The sequence below is a fragment of the Pseudomonas sp. TE21435 genome (assembly GCF_056279265.1).
This window is the reverse complement of sequence record NZ_JBWBQZ010000001.1, coordinates 2,353,420-2,376,053: the sequence shown is the minus strand read 5'-3', so window position 1 is coordinate 2,376,053 and position 22,634 is coordinate 2,353,420. Positions and strand designations below refer to the sequence as shown.

Sequence of the window (22,634 nt, the reverse complement as noted above, 5' to 3'; positions counted from 1 at the left end):
TACCCCCAGCCCCTCGCTCTGGTAAAATGCGCCGCCTCAAACGTCGGCAGGCAACACCGTGGCATTTACCTGGGTTGATTGGGCGATCATCGCGATCATCGCCATTTCCTCACTGATCAGTCTCAAGCGCGGCTTCGTCAAGGAAGCCTTGTCCCTGCTCATCTGGATTGTCGCCGGCGCGGTGGCCTGGATGTTCGGCGGCTCGCTTGCGCAGTATCTTGAAAGCTATATCCAGATGCCGTCCGCACGAGTCATTGCCGGCTGCGCCATTCTTTTCGTCGCCACGCTGCTGGTCGGGGCGATGCTCAATTTCCTCATCGGCGAGCTGATCCGCGTGACCGGGCTGTCCGGCACCGATCGCTTCCTCGGCATGGCCTTCGGCGCCGCGCGCGGGGGCCTGCTGGTGGTGGTGGCGGTCGGGCTGCTGAGCCTGGGGCCGGTGCAACAGGATCCGTGGTGGCAGGAATCGCGCCTGATACCACAATTTCTATTGGTAGCCGACTGGTCGAAGAACCTCATACTCGGGTTCAGCGGCCAGTGGATGTCCAGTGGGGTCAGCGCACCCGTTGACCTTCCGTTCAAGGAGCAGTTGCTCGGGCCGACCAAGCCCTGAGCGCGCTTCACTCAAGTTTCATCAAAGTAGGGGTTGCGTCGCATGTGTGGCATCGTCGGTATCGTCGGTAAGTCGAACGTCAATCAGGCGCTGTATGACGCGCTAACCGTGCTTCAGCACCGCGGCCAGGACGCTGCCGGTATCGTGACCAGCCACGACGGCCGGTTGTTCCTGCGCAAGGATAACGGCCTGGTGCGCGACGTCTTCCAGCAGCGCCACATGCAGCGCCTGGTGGGCAGCATCGGCATCGGTCATGTGCGCTACCCGACCGCCGGCAGCTCCACCTCGGCCGAGGCCCAGCCGTTCTACGTCAACTCGCCGTACGGCATCACCCTGGCGCACAACGGCAACCTGACCAACGTCGAGCAGTTGGCCAAGGAGATCTACGAGTCCGACCTGCGCCACGTCAACACCAACTCCGACTCCGAAGTGCTGCTGAACGTGTTCGCTCACGAGCTGGCCGTGCGCGGCAAGCTGCAGCCGACCGAAGAAGACGTGTTCGCCGCCGTGTCCCACGTGCATAGCCGCTGCGTCGGTGGCTACGCGGTGGTGGCGATGATCACCGGCTACGGCATCGTCGGCTTCCGTGACCCCAACGGCATCCGTCCGGTGGTGTTTGGCCAGCGTCACACCGACGAAGGCGTCGAGTACATGATCGCCTCGGAAAGTGTCGCCCTGGACGTGCTCGGCTTCACCCTGATTCGCGACCTGGCGCCGGGCGAGGCGGTGTACATCACTGAAGGCGGCCAGCTGTTCACCAAACAGTGCGCCAAGAGCCCGAAACTGCAGCCGTGCATCTTCGAGCACGTGTACCTTGCCCGTCCGGATTCGATCATGGACGGCGTTTCGGTATACAAGGCGCGCCTGCGCATGGGCGAAAAGCTGGCCGAGAAGATCCAGCGCGAACGCCCCGAGCACGACATCGACGTGGTCATCCCGATCCCGGACACCAGCCGCACCGCGGCGCTGGAACTGGCCAACCACCTGGGCGTCAAGTTCCGCGAAGGCTTCGTCAAGAACCGCTACATCGGCCGTACCTTCATCATGCCCGGCCAGGCCGCGCGCAAGAAGTCGGTGCGCCAGAAGCTCAACGCCATCGAGCTGGAGTTCCGCGGCAAGAACGTGATGCTGGTGGACGACTCGATCGTGCGCGGCACCACCTGCAAGCAGATCATCCAGATGGCCCGCGAAGCCGGCGCCAAGAACGTCTATTTCTGCTCTGCGGCCCCAGCGGTACGCTACCCCAACGTCTACGGCATCGACATGCCGAGCGCTCACGAACTGATCGCCCACAACCGTACCACCGAACAGGTGGCCGAGTTGATCGGCGCCGACTGGCTGATCTATCAGGACCTTCCGGACCTGATCGAATCGGTCGGTGGCGGCAAGATCAAGATCGAGCATTTCGATTGCGCGGTGTTCAACGGTGAGTATGTCACCGGCGATATCGACGAAGCCTACCTCGACCGCATCGAGCAGGCTCGTAATGACCTGGCCAAGGTGAAGAACCAGGCGGTCAGCGCGATCATCGACCTGTACAACAACTGATTTGGGAGCGACGGCATGACCGAACAATGGGATGCCGGTCGACTGGACAGTGACCTCGAGGGTGTCGGTTTCGACACCCTTGCGGTGCGCGCCGGTCAGAACCGTACACCGGAGGCCGAGCACAGCGAAGCGCTGTTCCTGACCTCCAGCTATGTCTTCCGCACGGCTGCCGACGCTGCCGCGCGCTTTGCCGGCGAAACGCCGGGCAATGTCTATTCGCGCTACACCAACCCCACCGTGCGCGCCTTCGAGGAGCGCCTGGCGGCCATGGAAAGCGCCGAGCAGGCCGTGGCCACCTCCACCGGCATGGCGGCGATCCTCGCCGTGGTCATGTCGCTGTGCAGTGCCGGCGACCATGTGCTGGTGTCGCAGAGTGTGTTCGGCTCGACCATCAGCCTGTTCGAGAAGTATTTCAAGCGGTTCGGCGTGCAGGTGGACTACGTGCCGCTGGTCGACCTGGGCGGTTGGGAAAAAGCCATCAAGGCCAATACCAAGCTGCTGGTCGTCGAGTCGCCGTCCAACCCGCTGGCTGAGCTGGTGGACATCACTGCCCTGGCCGAAATCGCCCACGCCCGCGGCGCGCTGCTGGTGGTGGATAACTGCTTCAGCACCCCGGCCTTGCAGCAACCGCTCAAGCTCGGTGCCGATATCGTGTTCCACTCGGCGACCAAGTTCATCGACGGTCAGGGACGTTGCATGGGCGGCGTGGTGGCCGGGCGCAGCGAACAGATGAAGGAGGTCGTGGGCTTCCTGCGGACCGCCGGCCCAACCCTCAGCCCGTTCAACGCCTGGGTCTTCACCAAGGGGCTGGAAACCCTCAAGCTGCGCATGCGCGCCCACTGCGAGAGCGCCCAGGCGCTGGCCGAGTGGCTCGAGCGCCAGGACGGTATCGAGAAGGTCCACTACGCCGGCCTGTCGAGCCATCCGCAGCATGAACTGGCCAAGCGCCAGATGAGCGGCTTCGGCGCGGTGGTCAGCTTCGAGGTGAAGGGTGGCAAGGAAGGTGCCTGGCGCTTCATCGACGCCACCCGGGTGATCTCCATCACCACCAACCTCGGTGACAGCAAGACCACTATCGCCCACCCGGCCACCACCTCCCACGGGCGTCTGACGCCGCAGGAGCGTGAAGCGGCGGGTATCCGTGACAGCCTGGTGCGCGTGGCGGTTGGTCTGGAAGACGTGGCCGACCTGCAAGCCGATCTGGCTCGTGGCCTGGCGGCGCTGTGATCGACTGGAAGGGTGGCGAGCCCGGCCATAATGGTCGGGTGGCTTTGGTGACCGGTGCCGCCCGCGGCATCGGCCTGGGCATCGCCGCCTGGTTGATCTGCGAGGGCTGGCAGGTGGTGCTCAGCGACCTGGACCGCCCGCGTGGCGCCAAGGTCGCCAAGGCGCTGGGCGACAACGCCTGGTTCATCACCATGGATGTGGCCGACGAGGCCCAGGTCAGTGCCGGGGTGTCCGAGGTACTCGGGCAGTTTGGCCGACTGGACGCGCTGGTGTGCAACGCGGCGATCGCCAACCCGCACAACCAGACCTTGGAGAGTCTGTCCCTGGCCCAATGGAACCGGGTGCTGGCGGTCAACCTCAATGGCCCGATGCTGCTGGCCAAGCATTGCGCACCTTACCTGCGCGCCCATGGTGGTGCGATCGTCAACCTGGCTTCCACCCGTGCCCGGCAATCCGAGCCGGACACCGAGGCCTATGCCGCCAGCAAGGGCGGGCTGGTTGCCTTGACCCACGCCCTGGCCATGAGCCTGGCGCCGGAGATTCGCGTCAATGCCGTGAGCCCGGGCTGGATCGATGCCCGTGACCCCTCGCAGCGGCGCGCCGAGCCTCTGAGCGACGCCGACCATGCCCAGCATCCGGCTGGCCGGGTGGGGACGGTAGAGGACGTCGCGGCGCTGGTGGCGTGGCTGCTGTCGCGCCAGGCGGGGTTCGTCACCGGCCAGGAGTTCGTGGTCGATGGCGGGATGACCCGCAAGATGATCTATACCTGAGCGGCAAGCTATAAGCTCCAAGCTGCAAGAGGGGACCGTAAGGTCCCCTTTGTCTTTCTCCGGGTCGAATACGGTAGTGAGGGAGAGGAGAGCTTTTTCTTGTCGCTTGCAGCTTCAAGCTTGCAGCTGTTTTTGCCCTTTTTGAAAAAAACTTCAATGGGGGTATTGACTTAGCATCGGTACCTGCGTAAATTTCGCGGCCTCAGCGAAGCAAACGCAACAAGCAACATCGCGGGGGTGATTAGCTCAGCCGGGAGAGCATCTGCCTTACAAGCAGAGGGTCGGCGGTTCGATCCCGTCATCACCCACCACTTCCTGAGGAGGTTTCTGGTCCAAGGTGCTTTGCAAGAAGCGCTCTGGCAGAGAGAAACAGGACGCAAGTCCAACACTGCGCGGCGGTAGTTCAGTCGGTTAGAATACCGGCCTGTCACGCCGGGGGTCGCGGGTTCGAGTCCCGTCCGCCGCGCCATTTTATCCCAGATGGGTGCTTGCACCGGTCTGAGGCCGCAAGGCCAGGTCCCAGTTTCAATCAGGCGCAAGCCTGAACGATACGCAGCGGTAGTTCAGTCGGTTAGAATACCGGCCTGTCACGCCGGGGGTCGCGGGTTCGAGTCCCGTCCGCTGCGCCATCTTTCGCCGAGAGCCCCATGAACGCTCAAAGCAAGCAGAAAAGGCGATGATAGGTCGCCTTTTTTGTTCCTGGCTTTCGCGCTGTAGCGCTTGAAAGCTCAGATCCCAGTTTCAATCGGGTGCAAGCCCGAACGATACGCAGCGGTAGTTCAGTCGGTTAGAATACCGGCCTGTCACGCCGGGGGTCGCGGGTTCGAGTCCCGTCCGCTGCGCCATCTTCGCCTCGAGGCCCTTTGAACACCTCGAAGCAACGGAAAAGCGACCTTAGGGTCGCTTTTTTCGTTTCAGCAGCTTGTCCGGCCATGGGCAGGGATTTCCAATAATGCTGACAGACTCTTCACCGATCAAAGGTTTCAGCCGCTGATCGATGTGATGCACAATACGCCCCATTCGTTTCTTCCCGGAATTGGCAATGTCTAGATCAACCGTCTATGGCGCGCTCGGGCTGGCCCTCGTGCTGGCGGGCGTGTCCGGCTGTTCCTCGAAAAAGGCCGCCGTCTACGAGCACGAGAACTTCGATGACTCGGGCACCTTTTCCCGCACCTTCGCCAGCAGTGAGGCCGGCTCCTGCGAGGCGGCGCGGCGTGCGCTGCTCAGCCAGGGCTACATCATCACCAGCAGCGATGCCAACCAGGTCGCCGGCAACAAGAGCTTCCAGCAGAACGCCGAGAATCACCTGCAGATCAGCTTCAACATCACCTGCGTGCCGGACATGAGCGACAAGCAGCGCTCGACCATGTTCGCCAATGCCCTGCAGGATCGCTACGCCCTGAAGAAGTCCAACACTTCCGCCAGCCTTGGCGTTGGCGTGCTGGGTTCGGTGTCGATGCCGATCGGCTCCACCGACGACTCCATGGTCAAGGTGGCCAGCGAGACGGTCACCGCCGCGCAGTTCTACGATCGTTACTTCGCCCTGGTGGAAAGCTACCTGCCGAAACCGAAGAAGCCGGAGAAGTCCGAACCCGCCGCCGAGCCGAAGGTGGAGAAACCTGCCGCCGACCTGGGCCTGCCGGAGCCTGCGCCCGCTGCCCTGGCGCCCGTAGCGCAGCCCGTCACCCCGGTAGCCGAAAGCGTGGCAGAGACACCGGCCCCGGTATCGACACCGGTTGCTGCCGCCCCTGCCGCAGCGCCTGCGCCCGTTGCCACTCCAGCGCCTCCCGTGCCGTCGAGCGAGGCCCCGGCCGCGCCGGTGGTGGATGACAGCAAGGGTTCGCAACCCATCGCGCCGCCTGTCGAGCCAGCGCCGATCCAGGTTCAGCAGGAAGCTCCGGCGGCAGAGCAGGCGCCGGCGCCACTCTGACTCGTCGATAACTTCCTGGGTGCCTGCTACGTTTATCGTTCATAGGGCTGTAATCAATCTGTCATTACGCTGGCTTAGGTTGGCGCAATGACAGAAGAACGACGAATGAGGGGCGTGAAGATGGACGATTACCAGGAAGAACTGCTCGAGTGCCAGGCCTATGAGCTGGACCTGCCGGAGCCGGCCGACGACGCCACCGAGCTCTAACCGACTTGCCGCTGATGGCGGCGAAACTCCCCCGGGGTCAGCCCCGTCCAGCGCTTGAACGCGCGCTGGAACGCCTCTGCCGAGGCGAATCCCAGCAGATAGGCGATCTCGCCGAAGGCCAGTTCCGTATCGCGAATATAGGTCTCGGCCAGGTCACGCCGTGTGTCGTTGAGCAGGTTGCGAAAGCGCGTGCCTTCCTCGGCCAGCTTGCGGCGCAACGTCCAGGTCGGCAGCTGCAGGTGCCGCGCCACTTCCTCCAGGTCCGGTTCGTGCCCGCCATTGAGCAGTGGGCCCAGCAGATGGGTGATGCGCTCGCCCAGGCTGCGCACACGGGTGCGCTGGGCTAGTTCCGCTTCGCACAGCTGCAGCAAGTGCTGCCAGGTACTGGCGCAGTGCTGCAGGTTCGGCAGGTCCAGGGTGGCCCGGCTCAGGCGCAGTTGGTTGGCGGTGCCGCCGAAATGCACGGTGCCCGTACACAGGCCTTGGTATTGCGCGGCGTAGACGGGAGTGTCGAATTCGATCTCAAGACGTTCGGCTTGCACCGGCCTGGCGGTGAGGGCGCCGAGCTGCGCCAGCCAGCCCGCGAGCATCGAGTCGACCACGAAGTGGTTGTAGCTGTTGTAGGGGCTGATGGAATAGAACCTCAGCCAGGCGCCCTGGGCGTCTTCGTGGAAACTCGAACGGCCCCGGTAGTTGGCGGCATACAACGGTTCGAAGCGCAGCAGGGTGCGGGCGGCTTCGCCGAGGGTGGGGGCCTGCGCGGCAGTCACCCCGGCCAGCCCTGCCTGGGCCAGGCGGCTCAGGCGCCCCATGTGCAGGCCCAGGGCCGGTTCGGCGGACAAGGCGATCGCCGCATGGCCCAGGTGCATGTAGCGCGGAATCGATAGGCGCGCGCCTGGCTCGGCCAGGCGCCTGGCGTCGAGGCCGTAGCGCAGCAGCAGCGGCTGCGGGTCGTGGCCGAGCATGGCCAGTGCTTCGGCCAGGGGCTGGACGAAACCTACTGACAGATCACCCAGGCGTACGCGGGGGCGGGGCATGGCGTCACAGCCACAGGTTGAGCAGGCGCGCACCGTGGCTGTCGTTGCCGACCCACAGTGTGCCGCTTTGGCTGGCAAAGCCCTGGCCGTCGCTACCCAGCTCCCAGAACTGGCCACGCATGAACACGCTCATGCTCGGGGTGCTGTCATTGGCGGCCAGCGGTAGTTGCTGCCAGGCGCGTTGCTCACTGACCTCGCCGCGTCGCAGCGGCAGGTCGGCGGCCTGCGCCTGGTGGCGATTGCCACGCCAGGGTGCTTGCCAGCTGTGCTTGCCGCTCAGGAAAACCGGGTTGGCGATCACTTGCACCGATTGCGCGGCCAGTTGCTGATGGTTGGCCGGGTACCAGCTGTCGCTGCCGATCAGCACGCCCAGACGCCCGGCGGGGGTCTCCAGCACTTGCAGGGGGTGTTGCTGGCCACCTTGGATGTAGCGTCGGCTTTCGCTGTCGGGGTACTGCTGGTGCTGAGGCTGGCCGAGCACCGAGCCGTCGCTGGCGAACACCAGGCTGCTGTTGTAAAGCGGGCCGTTGCCGGTGCGTAGTACGCCATTTTCGACGTAGGGCGCGGGCAGGACGATAGAGCCCGCCACCAGGGTGACACCGAACTCGCGGGCCAGGTTGCCGAACAGCTGCTGGTAGTCGGCGGCCATCTGCGCGGCCTTCATGCGCAGGTGGGCGTCCGAACGGCGGTCGTCGCCGCTGGCGGCGAGCATCGCCAGGCCGTAGCGCAGCGGGTTGCTCAACTCCAGCCACTGCCAGGCCTCACTGCGCTGGGTAACCTGGTACAGCTCACGCTTTTCGCCACGAGCCCACAGCCAGGTGCCGATATGCTCGGGCAGGACCACCACGGTGCGCGGGTTGACCAGCCCCTGGGCACGGGCCTGCTCCAGGTAGGCCGAGAGTTTGCGGTGCAGGCGCGTCAGGTTCTGGTAGTCGCCCGGATATAGCAACGGTTCGACCCCCAGCAGGTTGCCGTGCTCGCCTGGCACGCCCTGGTTGAGGGCCAGCTCGATGCGCAGGTCGGACAGGTAATGGCCTTCCGGACGCTGCAGGGTCCAGAAGCCATAGCCACAGAGGGCAGCGAGGGTGACCAGCGCCAGGGCGCCGGCTAGCAGTTTGCGCATGGAACGGTCCAGCGTTGTGCGGTAGAGGTGCCTTAGGGTAGACCTGCTGTGCAGCAGGATCAATAAGTTGTCAGTTTCGATCATTGAGCGTGTTCAAACGCCTGTTTAATGTCGGCCTCAGACAACCGACGGGCCCCGCGAGCTGGTGTAGACAGCGGCAGAGGCGCCCGCATTCCGTGATCCTGCCAACTGTGGAGTCCATCCATGGCGACCGACCGTTACCCGCACCTGCTGGCCCCCCTCGACCTGGGTTTCACCACCTTGCGCAACCGCACCCTGATGGGGTCGATGCACACAGGCCTCGAAGAACGCCCCGGCGGCTTCGAACGCATGGCCGCGTACTTCGCCGAGCGTGCCCGTGGTGGTGTCGGCCTGATGGTCACCGGCGGCATCGCGCCCAACGATGAAGGCGGCGTGTACTCCGGCGCGGCCAAGCTCAGCACCGAGGAAGAGGCTGCCAAGCACCGGGTCGTCACCGAGGCCGTGCATGCCGCCGGTGGCAAGATCTGCCTGCAGATCCTCCACGCCGGGCGCTATGCCTACAGTCCGAAACAGGTGGCGCCCAGCGCCATCCAGGCACCGATCAACCCGTTCAAGCCCAAGGAGCTGGACGAGGAGGGCATCGAGAAGCAGATCCGCGATTTCGTCACCTGCGCAAGCCTGGCCCAGCGCGCCGGCTACGACGGCGTCGAGATCATGGGTTCGGAAGGCTACTTCATCAACCAGTTCCTCGCCGCCCACACCAACCACCGCACCGACCGCTGGGGCGGCAGCTATGAGAACCGCATGCGCCTGGCCGTGGAAATCGTGCAGCGGGTGCGCGAGGCGGTGGGGCCGAACTTCATCATCATCTTCCGCCTGTCGATGCTCGACCTGGTCGAGGGGGGCAGCAACTGGGAGGAGATCGAGCTGCTGGCCAAGGCCATCGAGCAGGCCGGCGCCACGCTGATCAACACAGGTATCGGCTGGCACGAGGCGCGCATCCCGACCATCGCCACCAAGGTGCCACGCGCGGCGTTCAGCAAGGTCACCGCCAAGCTGCGCGGCGTGGTGAAGATCCCGTTGATCACCACCAACCGCATCAATACCCCGGAAGTGGCCGAGGCGGTGCTGGCCGAGGGCGATGCCGACATGGTCTCCATGGCCCGGCCGTTCCTGGCCGACCCCGATTTCGTCAACAAGGCCGCCGAAGGCCGTGGCGACGAGATCAACACCTGCATCGGCTGCAACCAGGCGTGCCTGGACCACACTTTCGGCGGCAAGCTGACCAGCTGCCTGGTCAACCCGCGTGCCTGCCATGAGACGGAGCTCAACTACCTGCCGGTACGGGCGGTGAAGCGCATTGCTGTGGTCGGCGCGGGTCCTGCGGGCCTGGCAGCGGCCACCGTGGCCGCCGAGCGCGGTCATGCCGTAACGCTGTTCGATGCTGCCGACGAGATCGGTGGGCAATTCAACGTGGCCAAACGCGTGCCGGGCAAGGAGGAGTTCTACGAGACCCTGCGTTACTTCCGCAACAAGGTGAAGTCCACTGGTGTCGAGCTGCGCCTGAACACTCGTGTTGATGTAGCTGCGCTGGTGGCCGGCGAGTTCGACGAGGTCATTCTGGCCACCGGCATCGCCCCGCGCACGCCGGCCATTCCCGGCATCGACAATGCCAAGGTGCTGAACTACCTGGACGTGCTGCTCGAGCGCAAGCCGGTGGGCGAGCGGGTGGCGGTGATCGGTGCTGGTGGTATCGGTTTCGATGTGTCCGAGTACCTGGTGCACAAGGGCGTGGCCACCAGCCAGGACCGTGAGGCGTTCTGGAAGGAATGGGGCATTGATACGCAGCTGGAGGCCCGTGGTGGTGTGGCCGGGGTGAAGGCAGAGCCTCATGCGCCGGCGCGCCAGGTCTATCTGCTGCAACGCAAGAAGACCAAGGTTGGCGACGGCCTGGGCAAGACCACCGGCTGGATCCACCGCACGGGGCTGAAGAACAAGCAGGTGCAGATGCTCAACAGCGTCGAGTACCTGGGCGTCGACGATGCCGGCCTGCATGTGCGCATCGGCGAGGGCGAGCCGCAGGTGCTGGCGGTGGACAACATCGTTGTCTGCGCGGGGCAGGAGCCGCTGCGCGAGTTGCATGACGGCCTTGTGGCGGCCGGGCAATCAGTGCACTTGATCGGTGGCGCTGATGTGGCGGCTGAGCTTGATGCCAAGCGGGCGATTAACCAAGGGTCGAGATTGGCGGCCGAGTTGTAATTGTTTGAACAGGTGATGAGCCAACTTTCACAGGTGAGGTGGTGATACACCTTTCCTTTGGGAGTTGGCTTGTCAGCGAGTAGTTGTAACTGAAGAAGCACTGCGAGTAGTCTTCATATACTCCATGTATCTTGCTCTTGCTCTTGCTCTTGCTCTTGCTCTTGCTCTTGCTCTTGCTCTTGCTCTTGCTCTTGCTCTTGCTCTTGCTCTTGCTCTTGCTCTTGCTCTTGCTCTTGCTCTTGCTCTTGCTCTTGCTCTTGCTCTTGCTCTGCTTTTGCTTCTAAGTGCGCGATAATTCAGGCGACACAAATTGCGACTTCAGGAGGCCGAACGTAGGTCTTGCGGAGGGAGGTGACGGGCATGGATGCCCGTCAAGCGCTGCGCCCCAGGATGGGGCGTTCAGCGCGGTCCTCCCGGGAGCAAGGCCGGAGTGAGGGGACCCCGAAGCGAAGCGTAGGGGCCGGATGAATGGAGCGAGCATTTTTTGGTTCCTTTTTGATGCTTCAAAAAGGGACCCGCCGTAAGGGCGGAAAGGTGATTATGCGTCCCCATCGTAAATGAATGCGCATATAACTTTCGAGACGCACGCTGTGTAAGTCAAAGTCAAAGTCAAAGTCAAAGTCAAAGTCAAAGTCAAAGTCAATCGGCATCGGTTTTTATAGTTGTAAGCGCATTCATTTGCGATGTCGACGCACAGTCACCTTTTCGCCTTTACGGCGAGTTCCTTTTTGTCGTGGCAAAAAGGAACCAAAAACCGTGCGCTCCATTCATCCGGCCCTCCGCTTCGCTCCGGGTTCCCTCACTCCGGCCTTGCTCCCGGGAGGACCGCGCTGAACGCCCCATCCTGGGGCGCAGCGCTTGACGGGCATCCATGCCCGTCACCTCCCTCCGCAAGACCTGCGTTCGGCCTCCTGAAGTCGCGAAGTTACGGATGGCGCCTGGGCTGACGCAGCTGTCGCTAGCGGGGTATGGCGCTAGACTCCTGAACGGCAACGGCAACGGCAACGGCAACGGCAACGGCAACGGCAACGGCAACGAGCAGCACATTTGCATCTGGGCAATCAGATAAACTGCCTGCATGTCTGATTTTTCTCTCCCCCAAGCACCCCTGCAATGCCTCGACCTATCTTGGTTACGCCACGCGGGAATCGAAGCTGCGGTCCTGCGCCTGGACCTGATCGACCCGCTGATCAGCGGCAACAAATGGTTCAAGCTGCGTCATCACCTGCTCCAGGCTCGCAAGGCCAATGCGCCGGGCCTGATCAGCCTGGGTGGTAACCATTCCAACCATCTTCATGCCCTGGCGGCGGCTGGCAAGCGCTTCGGCTTCGCCACTGCCGGGCTATTGCGTGGCCACCCCCAGGACACACCGACGGTGCGAGACCTGCGAGCCCTGGGCATGGAGCTGTTTTGGCTCGGTTTCGGCGGCTACCGCAATCGCCATGAACCCGGTTTCTGGGAGCCCTGGCAGGCCCGCTACCCGGATTGGCACTGCATCCCTGAAGGCGGTGGCGGCCAAGCTGGCGCGCAGGGCTGCGGCTTGATCGTCGCGCAATGCCGGGCGCAGTTGGCAACGCTCGGCTGGACGGACTACGACGCCTGGTGGCTGGCGGCAGGCACCGGCACGACCTTGGCCGGAATGGTGCTGGAGGAGGCGGGCAGACATGTGGTCCATGGCGCCCTGGCCGTGCCCCTTGACCACGGTGTACCGGAAACCGTCGCAGCGCTGGCGGGCGTGCACGCCTACCAATTGCACGACGCCAGCCGTGGCGGCTTTGCCCGTATCGACGACGCACTGCTGGCGTTCATCGCCGACACCGAACGGCAAACCGGCATGCCGCTGGAGGCGCTCTACACCGGCAAGGCCCTGCTGGCCCTGCGCGACCGGGTCGAGGCCGGGCATTTCGCTCCCGGCACCCGCCTGGTATTCCTGCATACCGGAGGCCTGCAGGGACGACGCGGTTACTTGTAGGGCAGCATGCGCAGCAGGGTGTTGTCACGCCGCACGTAGTGATGATAAAGCCCGGCCAGTGCGTGCAGGCCGATCAGCCAGTACCCCCAGCTGCCGATGCGTTCATGCCAGCCCTTGATGAACTTGCTCAGGTCCGGATCCGGGGCGACGATGGCCGGCAGATCCAGGCCATAGAACGGGATCGGCTTGTCGGCGGCGCTGAGGATTGCCCAGCCGGCCAGCGGCAGGCCGATCATCATCAGGTACAGCAGCAGGTGCACCAGGTGCGACAGGCCGGTCTGCCAGGCTGGTGGCTTGGGCACGATCGGCGGCGTGGGGCGCGACAGGCGCATGGCCAGGCGCAGCCAGACCAGCACGAACACCGTCAGCCCGAGCATGAAGTGCAGGTCTTTCATCAGGTCGCGTTCGGCGCTGCCCTTGGGGAACAGGCCGCGCAGCTCGATGCAGGCGTAGACGGCGGCCAGCAGCACCAGCATCAGCCAGTGCAGGGCGATCGACAGGCGCGCGTAGTGGGCCGCAGGAGTGGATGAAACCATGGTGGGTCCTCGTCATCAGGTCGGAAAGAGCGCTCTTGATGGCGCCTGCCCCTAACTCTAATCGCTGGCGTGGAAATGTGTTTGCTTCAGATCTATCAATCATGGCCGACACAACGGGCCTGGGTAATGGCTTTGGGCCTGCACCCGATCTCCATCGCACAAGGATCCTGTGTCAATGAAACGCCTCATCTCCACCCCTCGGGTAGCGCTGTTTGGCGCCCTGTCCCTGCTGCTCGCCGGCTGCGAGCAAGCCCCGGCGGTCAAGACTCCACCGATTGCCGCGCTGACCATTCCACTGTGCGTGAACGACGAGTGCGCGGTGCTGGACCAGAACGGCGCATTTCGAGTCGCCCCAGGCAGCGAGTTCACCCAGATCTACACCCAAGCCTTCACCAACGCCTTCATCTTCGGACGTGGCGACTACTGGCACCTGGCAAGTGGCGACGGCAAGCAGGTGATTCGCGCCGACCTCACCGATGAGCTCTACACCTTGACCCCTGGCCTGTTCGGCTACGTCCGCAATGGCAAGGTCGGAGTAATGGATGAGCAGGGCAAGGAAGTCCAGCCGGCCATCTTCGACACTGTCTATGTCGGAGGTGACAACGACTTCATCGTCTATGAGATCGACGAACTGCGCGGCATCCTCACGCCTCAGGGCGAGAAGGTCAGCGAAGCGGTGTTCGACTCGCTGTACGTGCGCGAGGATTTCGCAAAGCGTGGCAACTGGGTGCTGGCCGAGCGGCAAGGCGAGAGCTGGGGATACAACCTCCAGACCAAGGTGTTGCGCAAGCTGGACTTCGACACCATTGTCAGCGCGGCTGACGGATATCTGGTGGTCACCCGCGAAGGCGGCGCGGGCAAGGGGCTGGCTGATGCCTCCGGCAACCTGGTGATTGCGCTCGACAAGGGTTGGCTGGGCACGCCAGGCGGTGGTCTGGTGGCCTTCAGGGATGGTTACGACAAACCTTGTGGCTACCTGGATTATCAAGGCAAGGTCGTCATCGAGGCGCAATACCAGAACTGCGAGACGTTCGGCAAGGTTGGCGGCATGGTGCAGTTGCAGCGCACCGGCGAAGACCGCGGCAAGGCCGGGATGATCGGGCATGACGGCAAATGGCTGATCGAGCCCGAGTACGACTCGATCGGCGATGCGGGTATCGGCCTGCTCGGCATGAGTGGCCATCGCCCGGGTTTCAACCATATCGGCAAGCTGCAGAACATGTTCCTGGCAACCTACGGAACCATCGACCTGGACCAGGGGAAGGTCGTGTTCCAGCCCATATACAAGCAGATCGGCGTGGTTGCGCCCAAGCGCTATGCCTTCACCGAGCTGAAATCGCCGAAGAAGACGGTGATGCTCCTCGGTATGCCGAGTGAAACCGATACCGTGGGCCTGATGGACGAGCAGGGCAAAGTGCTGGTTCAGCCGGAACAGTTCGTGTCGTTCAAGCTGTTGGCCGATGGCCGCCACCTGCTGGCTGCCGAGGGCAGCAATTCGGATACCCTGCGCGCGCTGTACGACATCGATGGCAAGCTGCTGGTGCCCGCCAAATGGCAGGACCTGGAAGTCGACGAGGCGCGTGGCGCGATCTTCGCCTATCGAGTCGAGGGCAATGGCGATGACGCCGTGCGCACGCTGCGCGCCCTGTATCGTCTGGATGGCAGCGTGGTGTTCGACACCAATCGTTTGCCCTGTGGCGCGGAACAGGTGGTCGATGGCAAGGGCCAGGTGCTGTGGCCGAAGGATGCCCAGGCCCATTGCCCGGCGCCTGAGCCGGTGGCCGAGGCGTCCTGACGCTTGAGCACCCGTCGCCGGTGAATCGGCAGCGGGTGCTGCTTCAGCGTGGGGGGAGGTGCGGCCAGTTGTCGGCCACCAGGAACATCCGTTCGACCTCTTCCCACGTTCCGTCCGCCTGTTCCTCCACTCTGCACAGCAAGTGTGCGTGGGCATCGGGTTCCAGCCCTTGCCGCCAGGCGGTGAAGCGCGTTGCGTTCCAGCAGGCCTGTGCTTCAAAGCGCGCTGGCGCCAGCCATGCCTGGCGTGGCAGGGGCTGCCAGCATCCGTTATCGGCTTCGCTCCATTCAGATTGGCGCAGCCAGCCACCGCGCAAGTGCCGGGGGTTGGCCCCGTCAGGTGGACGGGTCTGCCCCGACCGTGGGTAGAACAGGTAGCCGCCAAGCCACAGGTGGGCTTGCACCCGGTCCAGACCCAATCCGGCCAGCACAGTGTGACTCTGCGGTCCGCTCGACATGGGCAGCTGGTGGTGCACCAGGTGTGCCAGCTTGCGTCCCAGCCGATCATGGCAACCGGGGCCGAGCCAGAGGCCTGGGTCGCCACCGTCGCCGCTAGGCGGTCCCAGGTAGAGCTTGATGGCCAGCTCCAGATGATGATCGCCTTCGCGGTCACGCAGCAGAATGTCCAGCTCGCCCAGGGTGTGCCCGCCGTCGCGGATCGCCAGGTTGGCCGCCAGCAGCTCGATACCCGGTGCCTGCTGCAGGGCGAACTGCCACAGGCTTTCGTAGTACAGGCCCAGCCGCCGGCTGTTCAGGCGTGCCAGCCAGTCCAGCAGCGGCGCAGGCTCCTGGTCGAGCGTCACGAGCCATTGGCCCAGGCGCTGGGGATCATCGGCCCAGGCGCTGCCCTGCAGCGGGTGGCGCTGGGGGCAGCCGGCCTGCGCCAGCAGCGGGGGCGACAGCAGCGCCCAGGCCAGGTCGCGCACGGCAGGGTGGCGCAGTTGGCGGGGCAGGGGCTCGAGATCGGCGAAGGGCGTCATCCTGCGAGCATAGCCGGTTTGCCGCTGGCCGGTCCTTTCGCCCATAATCTCGGCATTGTCACCCCGCCGCAGAGCCTTGCAGGAGCACCATGGAGCAATTTCGCAATATCGGTATCATCGGACGCCTTGGCAGCTCCCAGGTGCTCGACACCATTCGCCGACTGAAAAAATTCCTCCTCGAGCGCCACCTGCACGTGATTCTCGAGGACACCATTGCCGAAGTCCTGCCCGGCCACGGCCTGCAGACCTCCACGCGCAAGCTGCTGGGCGAGGTCTGCGACCTGGTCATCGTGGTTGGCGGCGACGGCAGCCTGCTCGGCGCCGCCCGTGCCCTGGCCCGTCACAACATCCCGGTGCTGGGGATTAACCGAGGTAACCTGGGTTTCCTCACCGATATCCGCCCCGACGAGCTGGAGGAGAAGGTCGCCGAGGTGCTCGACGGCCATTACCTGGTGGAGAACCGTTTCCTGCTGCAGGCCGAGGTGCGTCGTCACAACGAGGCCATCGGCCAGGGCGACGCGCTCAACGACGTGGTGCTGCACCCGGGCAAGTCGACGCGGATGATCGAGTTCGAGATCTACATCGACGGCCAGTTCGTCTGCAGCCAGAAGGCCGACGGCCTGATCGTTGCCACCCCGACCGGCTCCACCGCCTACGCGCTGTCCGCCGGCGGCCCGATCATGCACCCCAAGCTGGATGCCATCGTCATCGTGCCAATGTACCCGCATACGTTGTCCGGCCGGCCGATCGTGGTAGACGGCAACAGCGAGCTGAAGATCGTCGTGTCCAAGGACTTGCAGATTTACCCGCAAGTCTCCTGCGACGGCCAGAACCACTTCACCTGTGCCCCGGGCGACACCATCACCGTGAGCAAGAAACCGCAGAAACTGCGCCTGATCCACCCGCTGGACCACAACTACTACGAGGTCTGCCGCACTAAGCTCGGCTGGGGCAGCCGCCTGGGCGGCAGGGACGACTGATGCTCGATCCGGCGCGCAGTTTCGACATCATCGGTGACGTGCACGGTTGCGCGCTCACCCTCGAACGCTTGCTCGACGCCCTCGGCTACAAGCGCATCGGCGGGGTCTGGCGGCATCCGCGGCGCCAGGCGTTGTTTCTGGGCGACATCGTCGACCGTGGCCCACGCATCCGCGAGGCGCTGCACATCGTTCATGACATGGTCGAGGCCGGCCAGGCGTTCTGCATCATGGGCAACCATGAGTACAACGCCCTGGGCTGGGTCACTCCGGCGTTGCCGGGCAGTGGCAAGGCCTTCGTGCGCGACCATACCCCGCGCCATGCCCGGCTGATCGACGAGACCCTTACCCAGTTCGCCCAGCACCCCGGCGACTGGCACGATTTCATCCAGTGGTTCTATGAGCTGCCGTTGTTCGTCGACGCAGGTCGCTTCCGCCTTGTGCATGCCTGCTGGGACCCACGGCTGATCGAGCCGTTGCGTCAGCAGTACCCCACGGGCTGCATCGACGAGCACTTCGTGCAGGCCTCGGCAGTGTCCGGCAGCTTCGCCTCGACAGTGTGCAACCGCCTGCTGCGCGGCACCGACATGCGCCTGCCGGACGGCCTGACCCTGACCGGCGGCGACGGCCTGACCCGCGCCTTCTTCCGCACCAAGTTCTGGGAAGAGGACCCGCAGACCTACGGCGACATCGTCTTCCAGCCCGATGCGCTACCCGACGAGGTGGCCCGCACGCCGCTCAGCCACAGCCAGAAGAACGCCCTGCTGCGCTATGCCGAGGACGAACCGTTGCTGTTCGTCGGCCATTACTGGCGCAGTGGCCGGCCCGCGCCGATCCGCGACAACCTGGCCTGCCTGGACTACAGCGCCGTGCTCTACGGCAAGCTCGCGGCCTACCGTCTGGACGACGAGACCCGCATCGACCCGCACAAGTTTGTCTGGGTCGATGTCGACCGCCCGCAGGCCAGCCAATGAACGTGGTCGAAGTGCTGCGCCTGCCGCTGGCGGTCGATCTCAGCGGTTTCGTCGCCCTGCTGCGTCGTCTGCAGGTGCCGCACCGGGTGGTGGAGGAGGGCGAGGAACAGGTGCTCTGGGCGCCGCCGGCCATGGCCCACGACGTACTGGAACTCTATCGGCGCTTCCCTGAGGGCAATGCCGACCTTGAAGCCATGCCCGAACCTGTGGCCGCTGGCATGCCGACCGCCCCGGCGGCGCCTTCGTTGAAGGAACAGGCCCTGGCCTGCAAGGTCACCGCCGCGGTACTGATCCTGAGCCTGGTGGTCGCCGGGGTGACCGGCCTGGGTGACAACCTCTCGACCATCGGCTGGTTCACCTTCCTGTCGTTCAAGGTGCAGGGCGACTACCTGTACTTCACCCCCTTGCTCCAGGGCCTCGCCGAAGGCCAGTGGTGGCGACTGGTGTCGCCGATGCTGCTGCACTTCGGCGTGCTGCACCTGGCCATGAACGGCCTGTGGTACTGGGAGCTGGGCAAGCGCATTGAGCTGCGCCAGGGGCCGTGGATGTTGCTGGGGCTGACACTGTTGTTCAGTCTGGTGTCCAACCTGGCTCAGCATTTCACCAGCGGGCCGAGCCTGTTCGGCGGGCTGTCTGGCGTGCTCTACGGCTTGCTCGGGCATGTCTGGCTGTACCAGTGGCTGGCGCCGAACCCGCAGTTCAACCTGCCCAAGGGCGTGCTGGTGATGATGCTGATCTGGCTGGTGATCTGCCTGAGCGGCGTGGTCGGCCAGCTCGGCTTCGGCCAGATCGCCAACGCCGCCCATGTCGGCGGGTTGCTCATCGGATGCCTGACGGGGCTCTTGGGTGGCGCGCTGGCGAGGCGTAAACTGACCGCCTGACTGAGGAGACAGCATGTCCACGTTCGCGCAAATGATCGAAAACATCACCCCCGAGATCTACGAGAGCCTGAAGACGGCCGTGGAGATCGGCAAATGGTCCGACGGCCGCAAGCTGACCGCTGAGCAGAAGGAGCTGTCGCTGCAGGCGGTGATCGCCTGGGAAATGAAGAACCTCCCCGAAGAGCAGCGCACCGGCTACATGGGCCCGCAGGAATGCGCCTCGAAGTCGGCGCCGATCGCCAACATCCTCTTCAAGTCGGACTCGGTACATTGATCGAACTCGCTCGTGGCTCTCTGAGCAAGATGGCGGTGCGCCTGGACGCACCGGTCGTTCAATACAGTTTCCGCCTGGATGACACCGAGGTGCCGGTCAACCCGCTGATCGGCCAGTCGATCCGCCTGGAGTACCTCGGCGCGATCCACTGCAGCCATTGCGGCAAACGCACCAAGACCAGCTTCAGCCAGGGCTACTGCTATCCGTGCATGACCAAGCTGGCCCAGTGCGATGTGTGCATCATGGCCCCGGAACGCTGCCACTACGATGCCGGCACCTGCCGCGAGCCGTCGTGGGGCGAGCAATTCTGCATGACCGACCACGTGGTGTACCTGGCCAACTCGTCGGGCATCAAGGTCGGCATCACCCGAGCCACCCAGCTGCCCACCCGCTGGCTCGACCAGGGCGCCAGCCAGGCGCTGCCGATCATGCGCGTGGCCACCCGCCAGCAATCCGGGCTGGTCGAGGATGTGCTGCGCAGCCAGGTGCCGGACCGCACCAACTGGCGCGCGCTGCTCAAAGGCGACGCCGAGGTGCTCGACCTGCCGGCCATCCGCGAGCAGATCTTCGACGCCTGCGCAGACGGTATCCGTGGGCTGCAGGAGCGCTTCGGCCTGCAGGCCATCCAGCCGCTGCCCGACGCCGAGGTGGTGCAGATGCGCTACCCGGTCGAGGCCTACCCGAAAAAGATCGTCAGCTTCAACCTCGACAAGGATCCCGTCGTGGAAGGCACGCTGCTGGGCATCAAGGGCCAGTACCTGATCTTCGACACCGGCGTGATCAACATTCGCAAGTACACGGCCTACCAGCTGGCCGTGCTCCAGTAAAAGGATCGTCACCATGCGTACCGAACAACCGCAAGTGATCTACCTCAAGGACTATCAGGCCCCCGAGTACCTGATCGACGAGACCCACCTGACCTTCGAACTGTTCGAGGACCACAGCCTGGTCCATGCGCAACTGGTCATGCGCCGCAACCCCGAGCGCGGCGCCGGCCTGCCGCCGCTGGTGCTCGATGGCCAGCACCTGGAGCTGCTGAGCGTGCAGTTGGACGACCAGGCGCTGGCCGCTGGCGACTACCAGCTCGATGACGACAGCCTCACCGTGCAGCCCAAGGGCGAACGCTTCACCCTGGACACCAGCGTGAAGATCCACCCGGAGAGCAACACCGCACTGGAAGGCCTGTACAAGTCCGGCAAGATGTTCTGCACCCAGTGCGAGGCCGAGGGCTTCCGCAAGATCACCTACTACCTCGACCGCCCGGACGTGATGAGCACCTTCACCACCACGGTGATCGCCGAGCAGCATCGCTATCCGGTGCTGCTGTCGAACGGCAACCCGGTGGGCAGTGGCCCGGGTGAGGATGGCCGCCACTGGGCGACCTGGGAAGACCCGTTCAAGAAGCCGGCCTACCTGTTTGCCCTGGTAGCCGGTGACCTGTGGTGCGTCGAGAGCGAGTTCACCCGCCAGTCCGGCCGCGAGGTGACCCTGCGTATCTATGTCGAGGAAGAAAACCTCGACAAGTGCGACCACGCCATGGTCAGCCTGAAGAAGTCCATGCGCTGGGACGAGGAAGTCTATGGCCGTGAATATGACCTGGACATCTTCATGATCGTCGCGGTCAATGACTTCAACATGGGCGCCATGGAAAACAAGGGCCTGAACATCTTCAACTCGAGCTGCGTGCTGGCCCGCGCCGAGACCGCCACCGACGCCGCCCACCAACGGGTCGAGGGCGTGGTGGCCCACGAGTACTTCCACAACTGGTCGGGCAACCGCGTGACCTGCCGCGACTGGTTCCAGCTGTCGCTCAAGGAAGGCTTCACGGTGTTCCGCGATGCCGAGTTCAGCGCCGACATGAACTCGCGCACGGTCAAGCGCATCGAGGACGTCGCCTACCTGCGCACCCACCAGTTCGCCGAAGACGCCGGCCCCATGGCCCACCCGATCCGCCCGGACAGCTTCATCGAGATCTCCAACTTCTACACCCTGACGGTGTACGAGAAGGGCGCCGAGGTGGTCGGCATGGTCCACACCCTGCTGGGGGCCGAGGGCTTCCGCAAGGGTAGCGACCTGTACTTCGAGCGCCATGATGGCCAGGCGGTTACCACCGACGACTTCATCAAGGCCATGGAAGACGCCAACGGCGTCGACCTGACCCAGTTCAAGCGCTGGTATACCCAGGCCGGCACCCCGCGCCTGGAGGTCAGCGAGGCCTATGACGCTGCCGCGCAGCGCTACAGCCTGAGCTTCCGCCAGAGCTGCCCGCCGACACCGGGGCAGGTTGAGAAACTGCCGTTCGTGATCCCGGTGGCGCTGGGCCTGCTGGATGCCCAAGGTAACGACCTGCCGTTGCGCCTGGCCGGCGAAAGCGCCGCCGCTGGCACCAGCCGCGTGCTGTCGGTGACCGAAGCCGAGCAGACCTTCACCTTCGAAGGTATTGCCAGCCAGCCGCTGCCGTCGCTGCTGCGCGGCTTCAGCGCACCGGTCAAGCTGAGCTTCCCCTACGACCGCGATCAGCTGATGTTCCTCATGCAACACGACAGCGACGGCTTCAACCGCTGGGAAGCGGGGCAGCAGTTGGCCGTGCAGGTGCTACAGGAGCTGATCGGCCAGCACCAGCGTGGCGAAGCACTGTGTCTCGACCAGCGCCTGATTACTGCCTTGGGCACTGTGATTGGCAACGAGTCGCTGGACCCGGCCATGGTCGCCGAGATGCTCTCGCTGCCGGGCGAGGCCTACCTCACCGAGATCAGCCAGGTGGCCGACGTGGATGCCATCCACGCCGCCCGCGAGTTTGCCCGCCGGCAGATCGCCGAGCAGCTGTTCGATGCGCTGTGGGCGCGCTACCAGGCCAACCGCGAGGTCTCGCGCAAGACCGCCTACGTGGCCTCGGCCGAGCACTTCGCCCGCCGCAGCCTGCAGAACATCGCCCTGTCGTACCTGATGCTCAGCGGCAAGCCGCAGGTGCTCGAGGCGACCCTGGAGCAGTACGAGCACTGCGACAACATGACCGAGCGTCTCACCGCCCTGGCGGTGCTGGTCAACTCGCCGTTCGAGGCCGAGCGCGCCAAGGCCCTGGACGCCTTCGCCGAGCACTTCAAGGACAACCCGCTGGTCATGGACCAGTGGTTCAGCGTGCAGGCGGCCAGCACCCTGCCGGGCGGCCTGGCGCGGGTCAAGGCATTGATGCAGCACCCGGCCTTCACCCTGAAGAACCCGAACAAGGTGCGCGCGCTGATCGGTGGTTTCGCCGGGCAGAACCTGGTCAATTTCCATGCCGCTGACGGTTCGGGGTATCGCTTCCTGGCGGATCTGGTGATCGAGCTCAATGCGCTGAACCCGCAGATCGCCTCGCGCCAATTGGCGCCGCTGACCCGCTGGCGCAAGTATGACGACCAGCGTCAGGTGCTGATGAAGGGTGAGCTGGAGCGGATCCTCGCGTCCGGTGCGCTGTCCAGCGATGTGTACGAGGTGGTGAGCAAGAGCTTGGCGTAAGCCTGGTCCAACGCTATCGCGGGGCAAGTCGGGTCGCCGCATCGCCGCTCCG

The 22,634-nt window shown here is 64.4% G+C and carries 18 protein-coding genes and 4 tRNA genes; 18 read left to right on the top strand and 4 right to left on the bottom strand.

The window, feature by feature from the left end; genetic code table 11:
- Positions 1 to 58: 58 nt before the first annotated feature.
- The 9 genes from ACZ9C1_RS10660 to ACZ9C1_RS10620 all read left to right on the top strand — a co-directional run bounded on the left by ACZ9C1_RS10660 (position 59) and on the right by ACZ9C1_RS10620 (position 6,088).
- The gene (locus ACZ9C1_RS10660; RefSeq protein ID WP_038706536.1) at positions 59 to 613 is read left to right on the top strand and encodes a CvpA family protein; all 555 of its coding nucleotides are present in this window, start codon (positions 59 to 61) and stop codon (positions 611 to 613) included.
- A 42-nt stretch (positions 614 to 655) separates the two neighbouring features.
- Positions 656 to 2,161 carry an amidophosphoribosyltransferase gene (gene purF / locus ACZ9C1_RS10655; protein WP_102685386.1) on the top strand — a complete coding sequence of 502 codons (1,506 nt, stop codon included), beginning with the start codon at positions 656 to 658 and terminating at the stop codon, positions 2,159 to 2,161.
- A gap of 15 nt (positions 2,162 to 2,176) precedes the next feature.
- Positions 2,177 to 3,388: an O-succinylhomoserine sulfhydrylase gene (locus ACZ9C1_RS10650; RefSeq protein WP_110704564.1), complete on the top strand. Its 1,212-nt coding sequence runs from the start codon at positions 2,177 to 2,179 to the stop codon at positions 3,386 to 3,388.
- Positions 3,385 to 4,158 carry an SDR family oxidoreductase gene (locus ACZ9C1_RS10645; protein ID WP_111532668.1) on the top strand — a complete coding sequence of 258 codons (774 nt, stop codon included), beginning with the start codon at positions 3,385 to 3,387 and terminating at the stop codon, positions 4,156 to 4,158. The genes ACZ9C1_RS10650 and ACZ9C1_RS10645 overlap by 4 nt, the downstream gene beginning before the upstream one ends.
- Positions 4,159 to 4,393: 235 nt before the next feature.
- Positions 4,394 to 4,469, top strand: a tRNA-Val gene (locus ACZ9C1_RS10640).
- A gap of 81 nt (positions 4,470 to 4,550) precedes the next feature.
- Positions 4,551 to 4,627 (top strand) — tRNA-Asp (locus ACZ9C1_RS10635).
- Between the two features lie 83 nt (positions 4,628 to 4,710).
- Positions 4,711 to 4,787 (top strand) — tRNA-Asp (locus ACZ9C1_RS10630).
- 139 nt (positions 4,788 to 4,926) lie between these two features.
- A tRNA-Asp gene (locus ACZ9C1_RS10625) sits at positions 4,927 to 5,003 on the top strand.
- Positions 5,004 to 5,200: 197 nt separating this feature from the next.
- Entirely contained in the window at positions 5,201 to 6,088 is an 888-nt protein-coding gene (locus ACZ9C1_RS10620) for a DUF2242 domain-containing protein (protein ID WP_476253965.1), read from the top strand.
- Between the two features lie 203 nt (positions 6,089 to 6,291).
- On the opposite strand, the gene ACZ9C1_RS10615 is transcribed toward ACZ9C1_RS10620, so the two are convergent.
- Positions 6,292 to 7,332 carry an AraC family transcriptional regulator gene (locus tag ACZ9C1_RS10615; RefSeq protein WP_277505164.1) on the bottom strand — a complete coding sequence of 347 codons (1,041 nt, stop codon included), beginning with the start codon at positions 7,330 to 7,332 and terminating at the stop codon, positions 6,292 to 6,294.
- Positions 7,333 to 7,336: 4 nt separating this feature from the next.
- Positions 7,337 to 8,455 (bottom strand): carbon-nitrogen hydrolase family protein, encoded by a 1,119-nt coding sequence (locus tag ACZ9C1_RS10610; RefSeq protein ID WP_110704572.1) that lies wholly within the window; start codon positions 8,453 to 8,455, stop codon positions 7,337 to 7,339.
- A 204-nt stretch (positions 8,456 to 8,659) separates the two neighbouring features.
- Between ACZ9C1_RS10610 and ACZ9C1_RS10605 the strand changes: the two genes are divergently transcribed.
- Complete coding sequence (locus ACZ9C1_RS10605) at positions 8,660 to 10,696, top strand: NADPH-dependent 2,4-dienoyl-CoA reductase (RefSeq protein ID WP_110704574.1); 2,037 nt, start codon at positions 8,660 to 8,662, stop codon at positions 10,694 to 10,696.
- A gap of 1,078 nt (positions 10,697 to 11,774) precedes the next feature.
- Positions 11,775 to 12,668: a 1-aminocyclopropane-1-carboxylate deaminase/D-cysteine desulfhydrase gene (locus ACZ9C1_RS10600; protein WP_476253964.1), complete on the top strand. Its 894-nt coding sequence runs from the start codon at positions 11,775 to 11,777 to the stop codon at positions 12,666 to 12,668.
- Here ACZ9C1_RS10600 and ACZ9C1_RS10595 read toward each other — a convergent pair.
- Positions 12,659 to 13,204: a cytochrome b gene (locus tag ACZ9C1_RS10595; protein ID WP_102685343.1), complete on the bottom strand. Its 546-nt coding sequence runs from the start codon at positions 13,202 to 13,204 to the stop codon at positions 12,659 to 12,661. The genes ACZ9C1_RS10600 and ACZ9C1_RS10595 overlap by 10 nt on opposite strands.
- A gap of 175 nt (positions 13,205 to 13,379) precedes the next feature.
- Here ACZ9C1_RS10595 and ACZ9C1_RS10590 point away from each other — a divergent pair, with 175 nt between their 5' ends.
- Positions 13,380 to 14,999 (top strand): WG repeat-containing protein, encoded by a 1,620-nt coding sequence (locus ACZ9C1_RS10590; RefSeq protein WP_476253963.1) that lies wholly within the window; start codon positions 13,380 to 13,382, stop codon positions 14,997 to 14,999.
- Between the two features lie 43 nt (positions 15,000 to 15,042).
- On the opposite strand, the gene ACZ9C1_RS10585 is transcribed toward ACZ9C1_RS10590, so the two are convergent.
- A complete protein-coding gene (locus ACZ9C1_RS10585; protein ID WP_102685345.1) occupies positions 15,043 to 16,023 on the bottom strand; it encodes a DUF1853 family protein in 981 nt (326 codons plus the stop codon).
- A 44-nt stretch (positions 16,024 to 16,067) separates the two neighbouring features.
- Between ACZ9C1_RS10585 and ACZ9C1_RS10580 the strand changes: the two genes are divergently transcribed.
- From ACZ9C1_RS10580 to pepN, 6 genes are read left to right on the top strand one after another with little or no spacing between them, the layout of a single operon-like run.
- On the top strand, positions 16,068 to 16,958 hold the full coding sequence (locus ACZ9C1_RS10580) for an NAD(+) kinase (protein ID WP_011532967.1): 891 nt from the start codon (positions 16,068 to 16,070) through the stop codon (positions 16,956 to 16,958).
- Positions 16,958 to 17,929: a metallophosphoesterase gene (locus ACZ9C1_RS10575; RefSeq protein WP_102685346.1), complete on the top strand. Its 972-nt coding sequence runs from the start codon at positions 16,958 to 16,960 to the stop codon at positions 17,927 to 17,929. Before ACZ9C1_RS10580 ends, ACZ9C1_RS10575 begins: the two co-directional genes overlap by 1 nt.
- The gene (locus tag ACZ9C1_RS10570; RefSeq protein WP_476253962.1) at positions 17,926 to 18,810 is read left to right on the top strand and encodes a rhomboid family intramembrane serine protease; all 885 of its coding nucleotides are present in this window, start codon (positions 17,926 to 17,928) and stop codon (positions 18,808 to 18,810) included. Before ACZ9C1_RS10575 ends, ACZ9C1_RS10570 begins: the two co-directional genes overlap by 4 nt.
- A gap of 13 nt (positions 18,811 to 18,823) precedes the next feature.
- On the top strand, positions 18,824 to 19,084 hold the full coding sequence (locus ACZ9C1_RS10565) for a YeaC family protein (protein WP_011532970.1): 261 nt from the start codon (positions 18,824 to 18,826) through the stop codon (positions 19,082 to 19,084).
- Positions 19,081 to 19,911 carry a DUF2797 domain-containing protein gene (locus ACZ9C1_RS10560; RefSeq protein ID WP_102685348.1) on the top strand — a complete coding sequence of 277 codons (831 nt, stop codon included), beginning with the start codon at positions 19,081 to 19,083 and terminating at the stop codon, positions 19,909 to 19,911. Before ACZ9C1_RS10565 ends, ACZ9C1_RS10560 begins: the two co-directional genes overlap by 4 nt.
- Positions 19,912 to 19,924: 13 nt before the next feature.
- Positions 19,925 to 22,582: an aminopeptidase N gene (pepN, locus tag ACZ9C1_RS10555; RefSeq protein ID WP_476253961.1), complete on the top strand. Its 2,658-nt coding sequence runs from the start codon at positions 19,925 to 19,927 to the stop codon at positions 22,580 to 22,582.
- Positions 22,583 to 22,634: the final 52 nt, after the last annotated feature.

Excerpts from the sequence above, each read along its gene's own strand:
- purF (WP_102685386.1), top strand. The coding sequence starts at position 656 with ATGTGTGGCATCGTCGGTATCGTCGGTAAGTCGAACGTCAATCAGGCG.
- ACZ9C1_RS10650 (WP_110704564.1), top strand. The coding sequence starts at position 2,177 with ATGACCGAACAATGGGATGCCGGTCGACTGGACAGTGACCTCGAGGGT.
- ACZ9C1_RS10620 (WP_476253965.1), top strand. The coding sequence starts at position 5,201 with ATGTCTAGATCAACCGTCTATGGCGCGCTCGGGCTGGCCCTCGTGCTG.
- ACZ9C1_RS10615 (WP_277505164.1), bottom strand. The coding sequence starts at position 7,332 with ATGCCCCGCCCCCGCGTACGCCTGGGTGATCTGTCAGTAGGTTTCGTC.
- ACZ9C1_RS10610 (WP_110704572.1), bottom strand. The coding sequence starts at position 8,455 with ATGCGCAAACTGCTAGCCGGCGCCCTGGCGCTGGTCACCCTCGCTGCC.
- ACZ9C1_RS10605 (WP_110704574.1), top strand. The coding sequence starts at position 8,660 with ATGGCGACCGACCGTTACCCGCACCTGCTGGCCCCCCTCGACCTGGGT.
- ACZ9C1_RS10600 (WP_476253964.1), top strand. The coding sequence starts at position 11,775 with ATGTCTGATTTTTCTCTCCCCCAAGCACCCCTGCAATGCCTCGACCTA.
- ACZ9C1_RS10595 (WP_102685343.1), bottom strand. The coding sequence starts at position 13,204 with ATGGTTTCATCCACTCCTGCGGCCCACTACGCGCGCCTGTCGATCGCC.
- ACZ9C1_RS10590 (WP_476253963.1), top strand. The coding sequence starts at position 13,380 with ATGAAACGCCTCATCTCCACCCCTCGGGTAGCGCTGTTTGGCGCCCTG.
- ACZ9C1_RS10585 (WP_102685345.1), bottom strand. The coding sequence starts at position 16,023 with ATGGGCGAAAGGACCGGCCAGCGGCAAACCGGCTATGCTCGCAGGATG.
- ACZ9C1_RS10580 (WP_011532967.1), top strand. The coding sequence starts at position 16,068 with ATGGAGCAATTTCGCAATATCGGTATCATCGGACGCCTTGGCAGCTCC.
- ACZ9C1_RS10575 (WP_102685346.1), top strand. The coding sequence starts at position 16,958 with ATGCTCGATCCGGCGCGCAGTTTCGACATCATCGGTGACGTGCACGGT.
- ACZ9C1_RS10570 (WP_476253962.1), top strand. The coding sequence starts at position 17,926 with ATGAACGTGGTCGAAGTGCTGCGCCTGCCGCTGGCGGTCGATCTCAGC.
- ACZ9C1_RS10565 (WP_011532970.1), top strand. The coding sequence starts at position 18,824 with ATGTCCACGTTCGCGCAAATGATCGAAAACATCACCCCCGAGATCTAC.
- pepN (WP_476253961.1), top strand. The coding sequence starts at position 19,925 with ATGCGTACCGAACAACCGCAAGTGATCTACCTCAAGGACTATCAGGCC.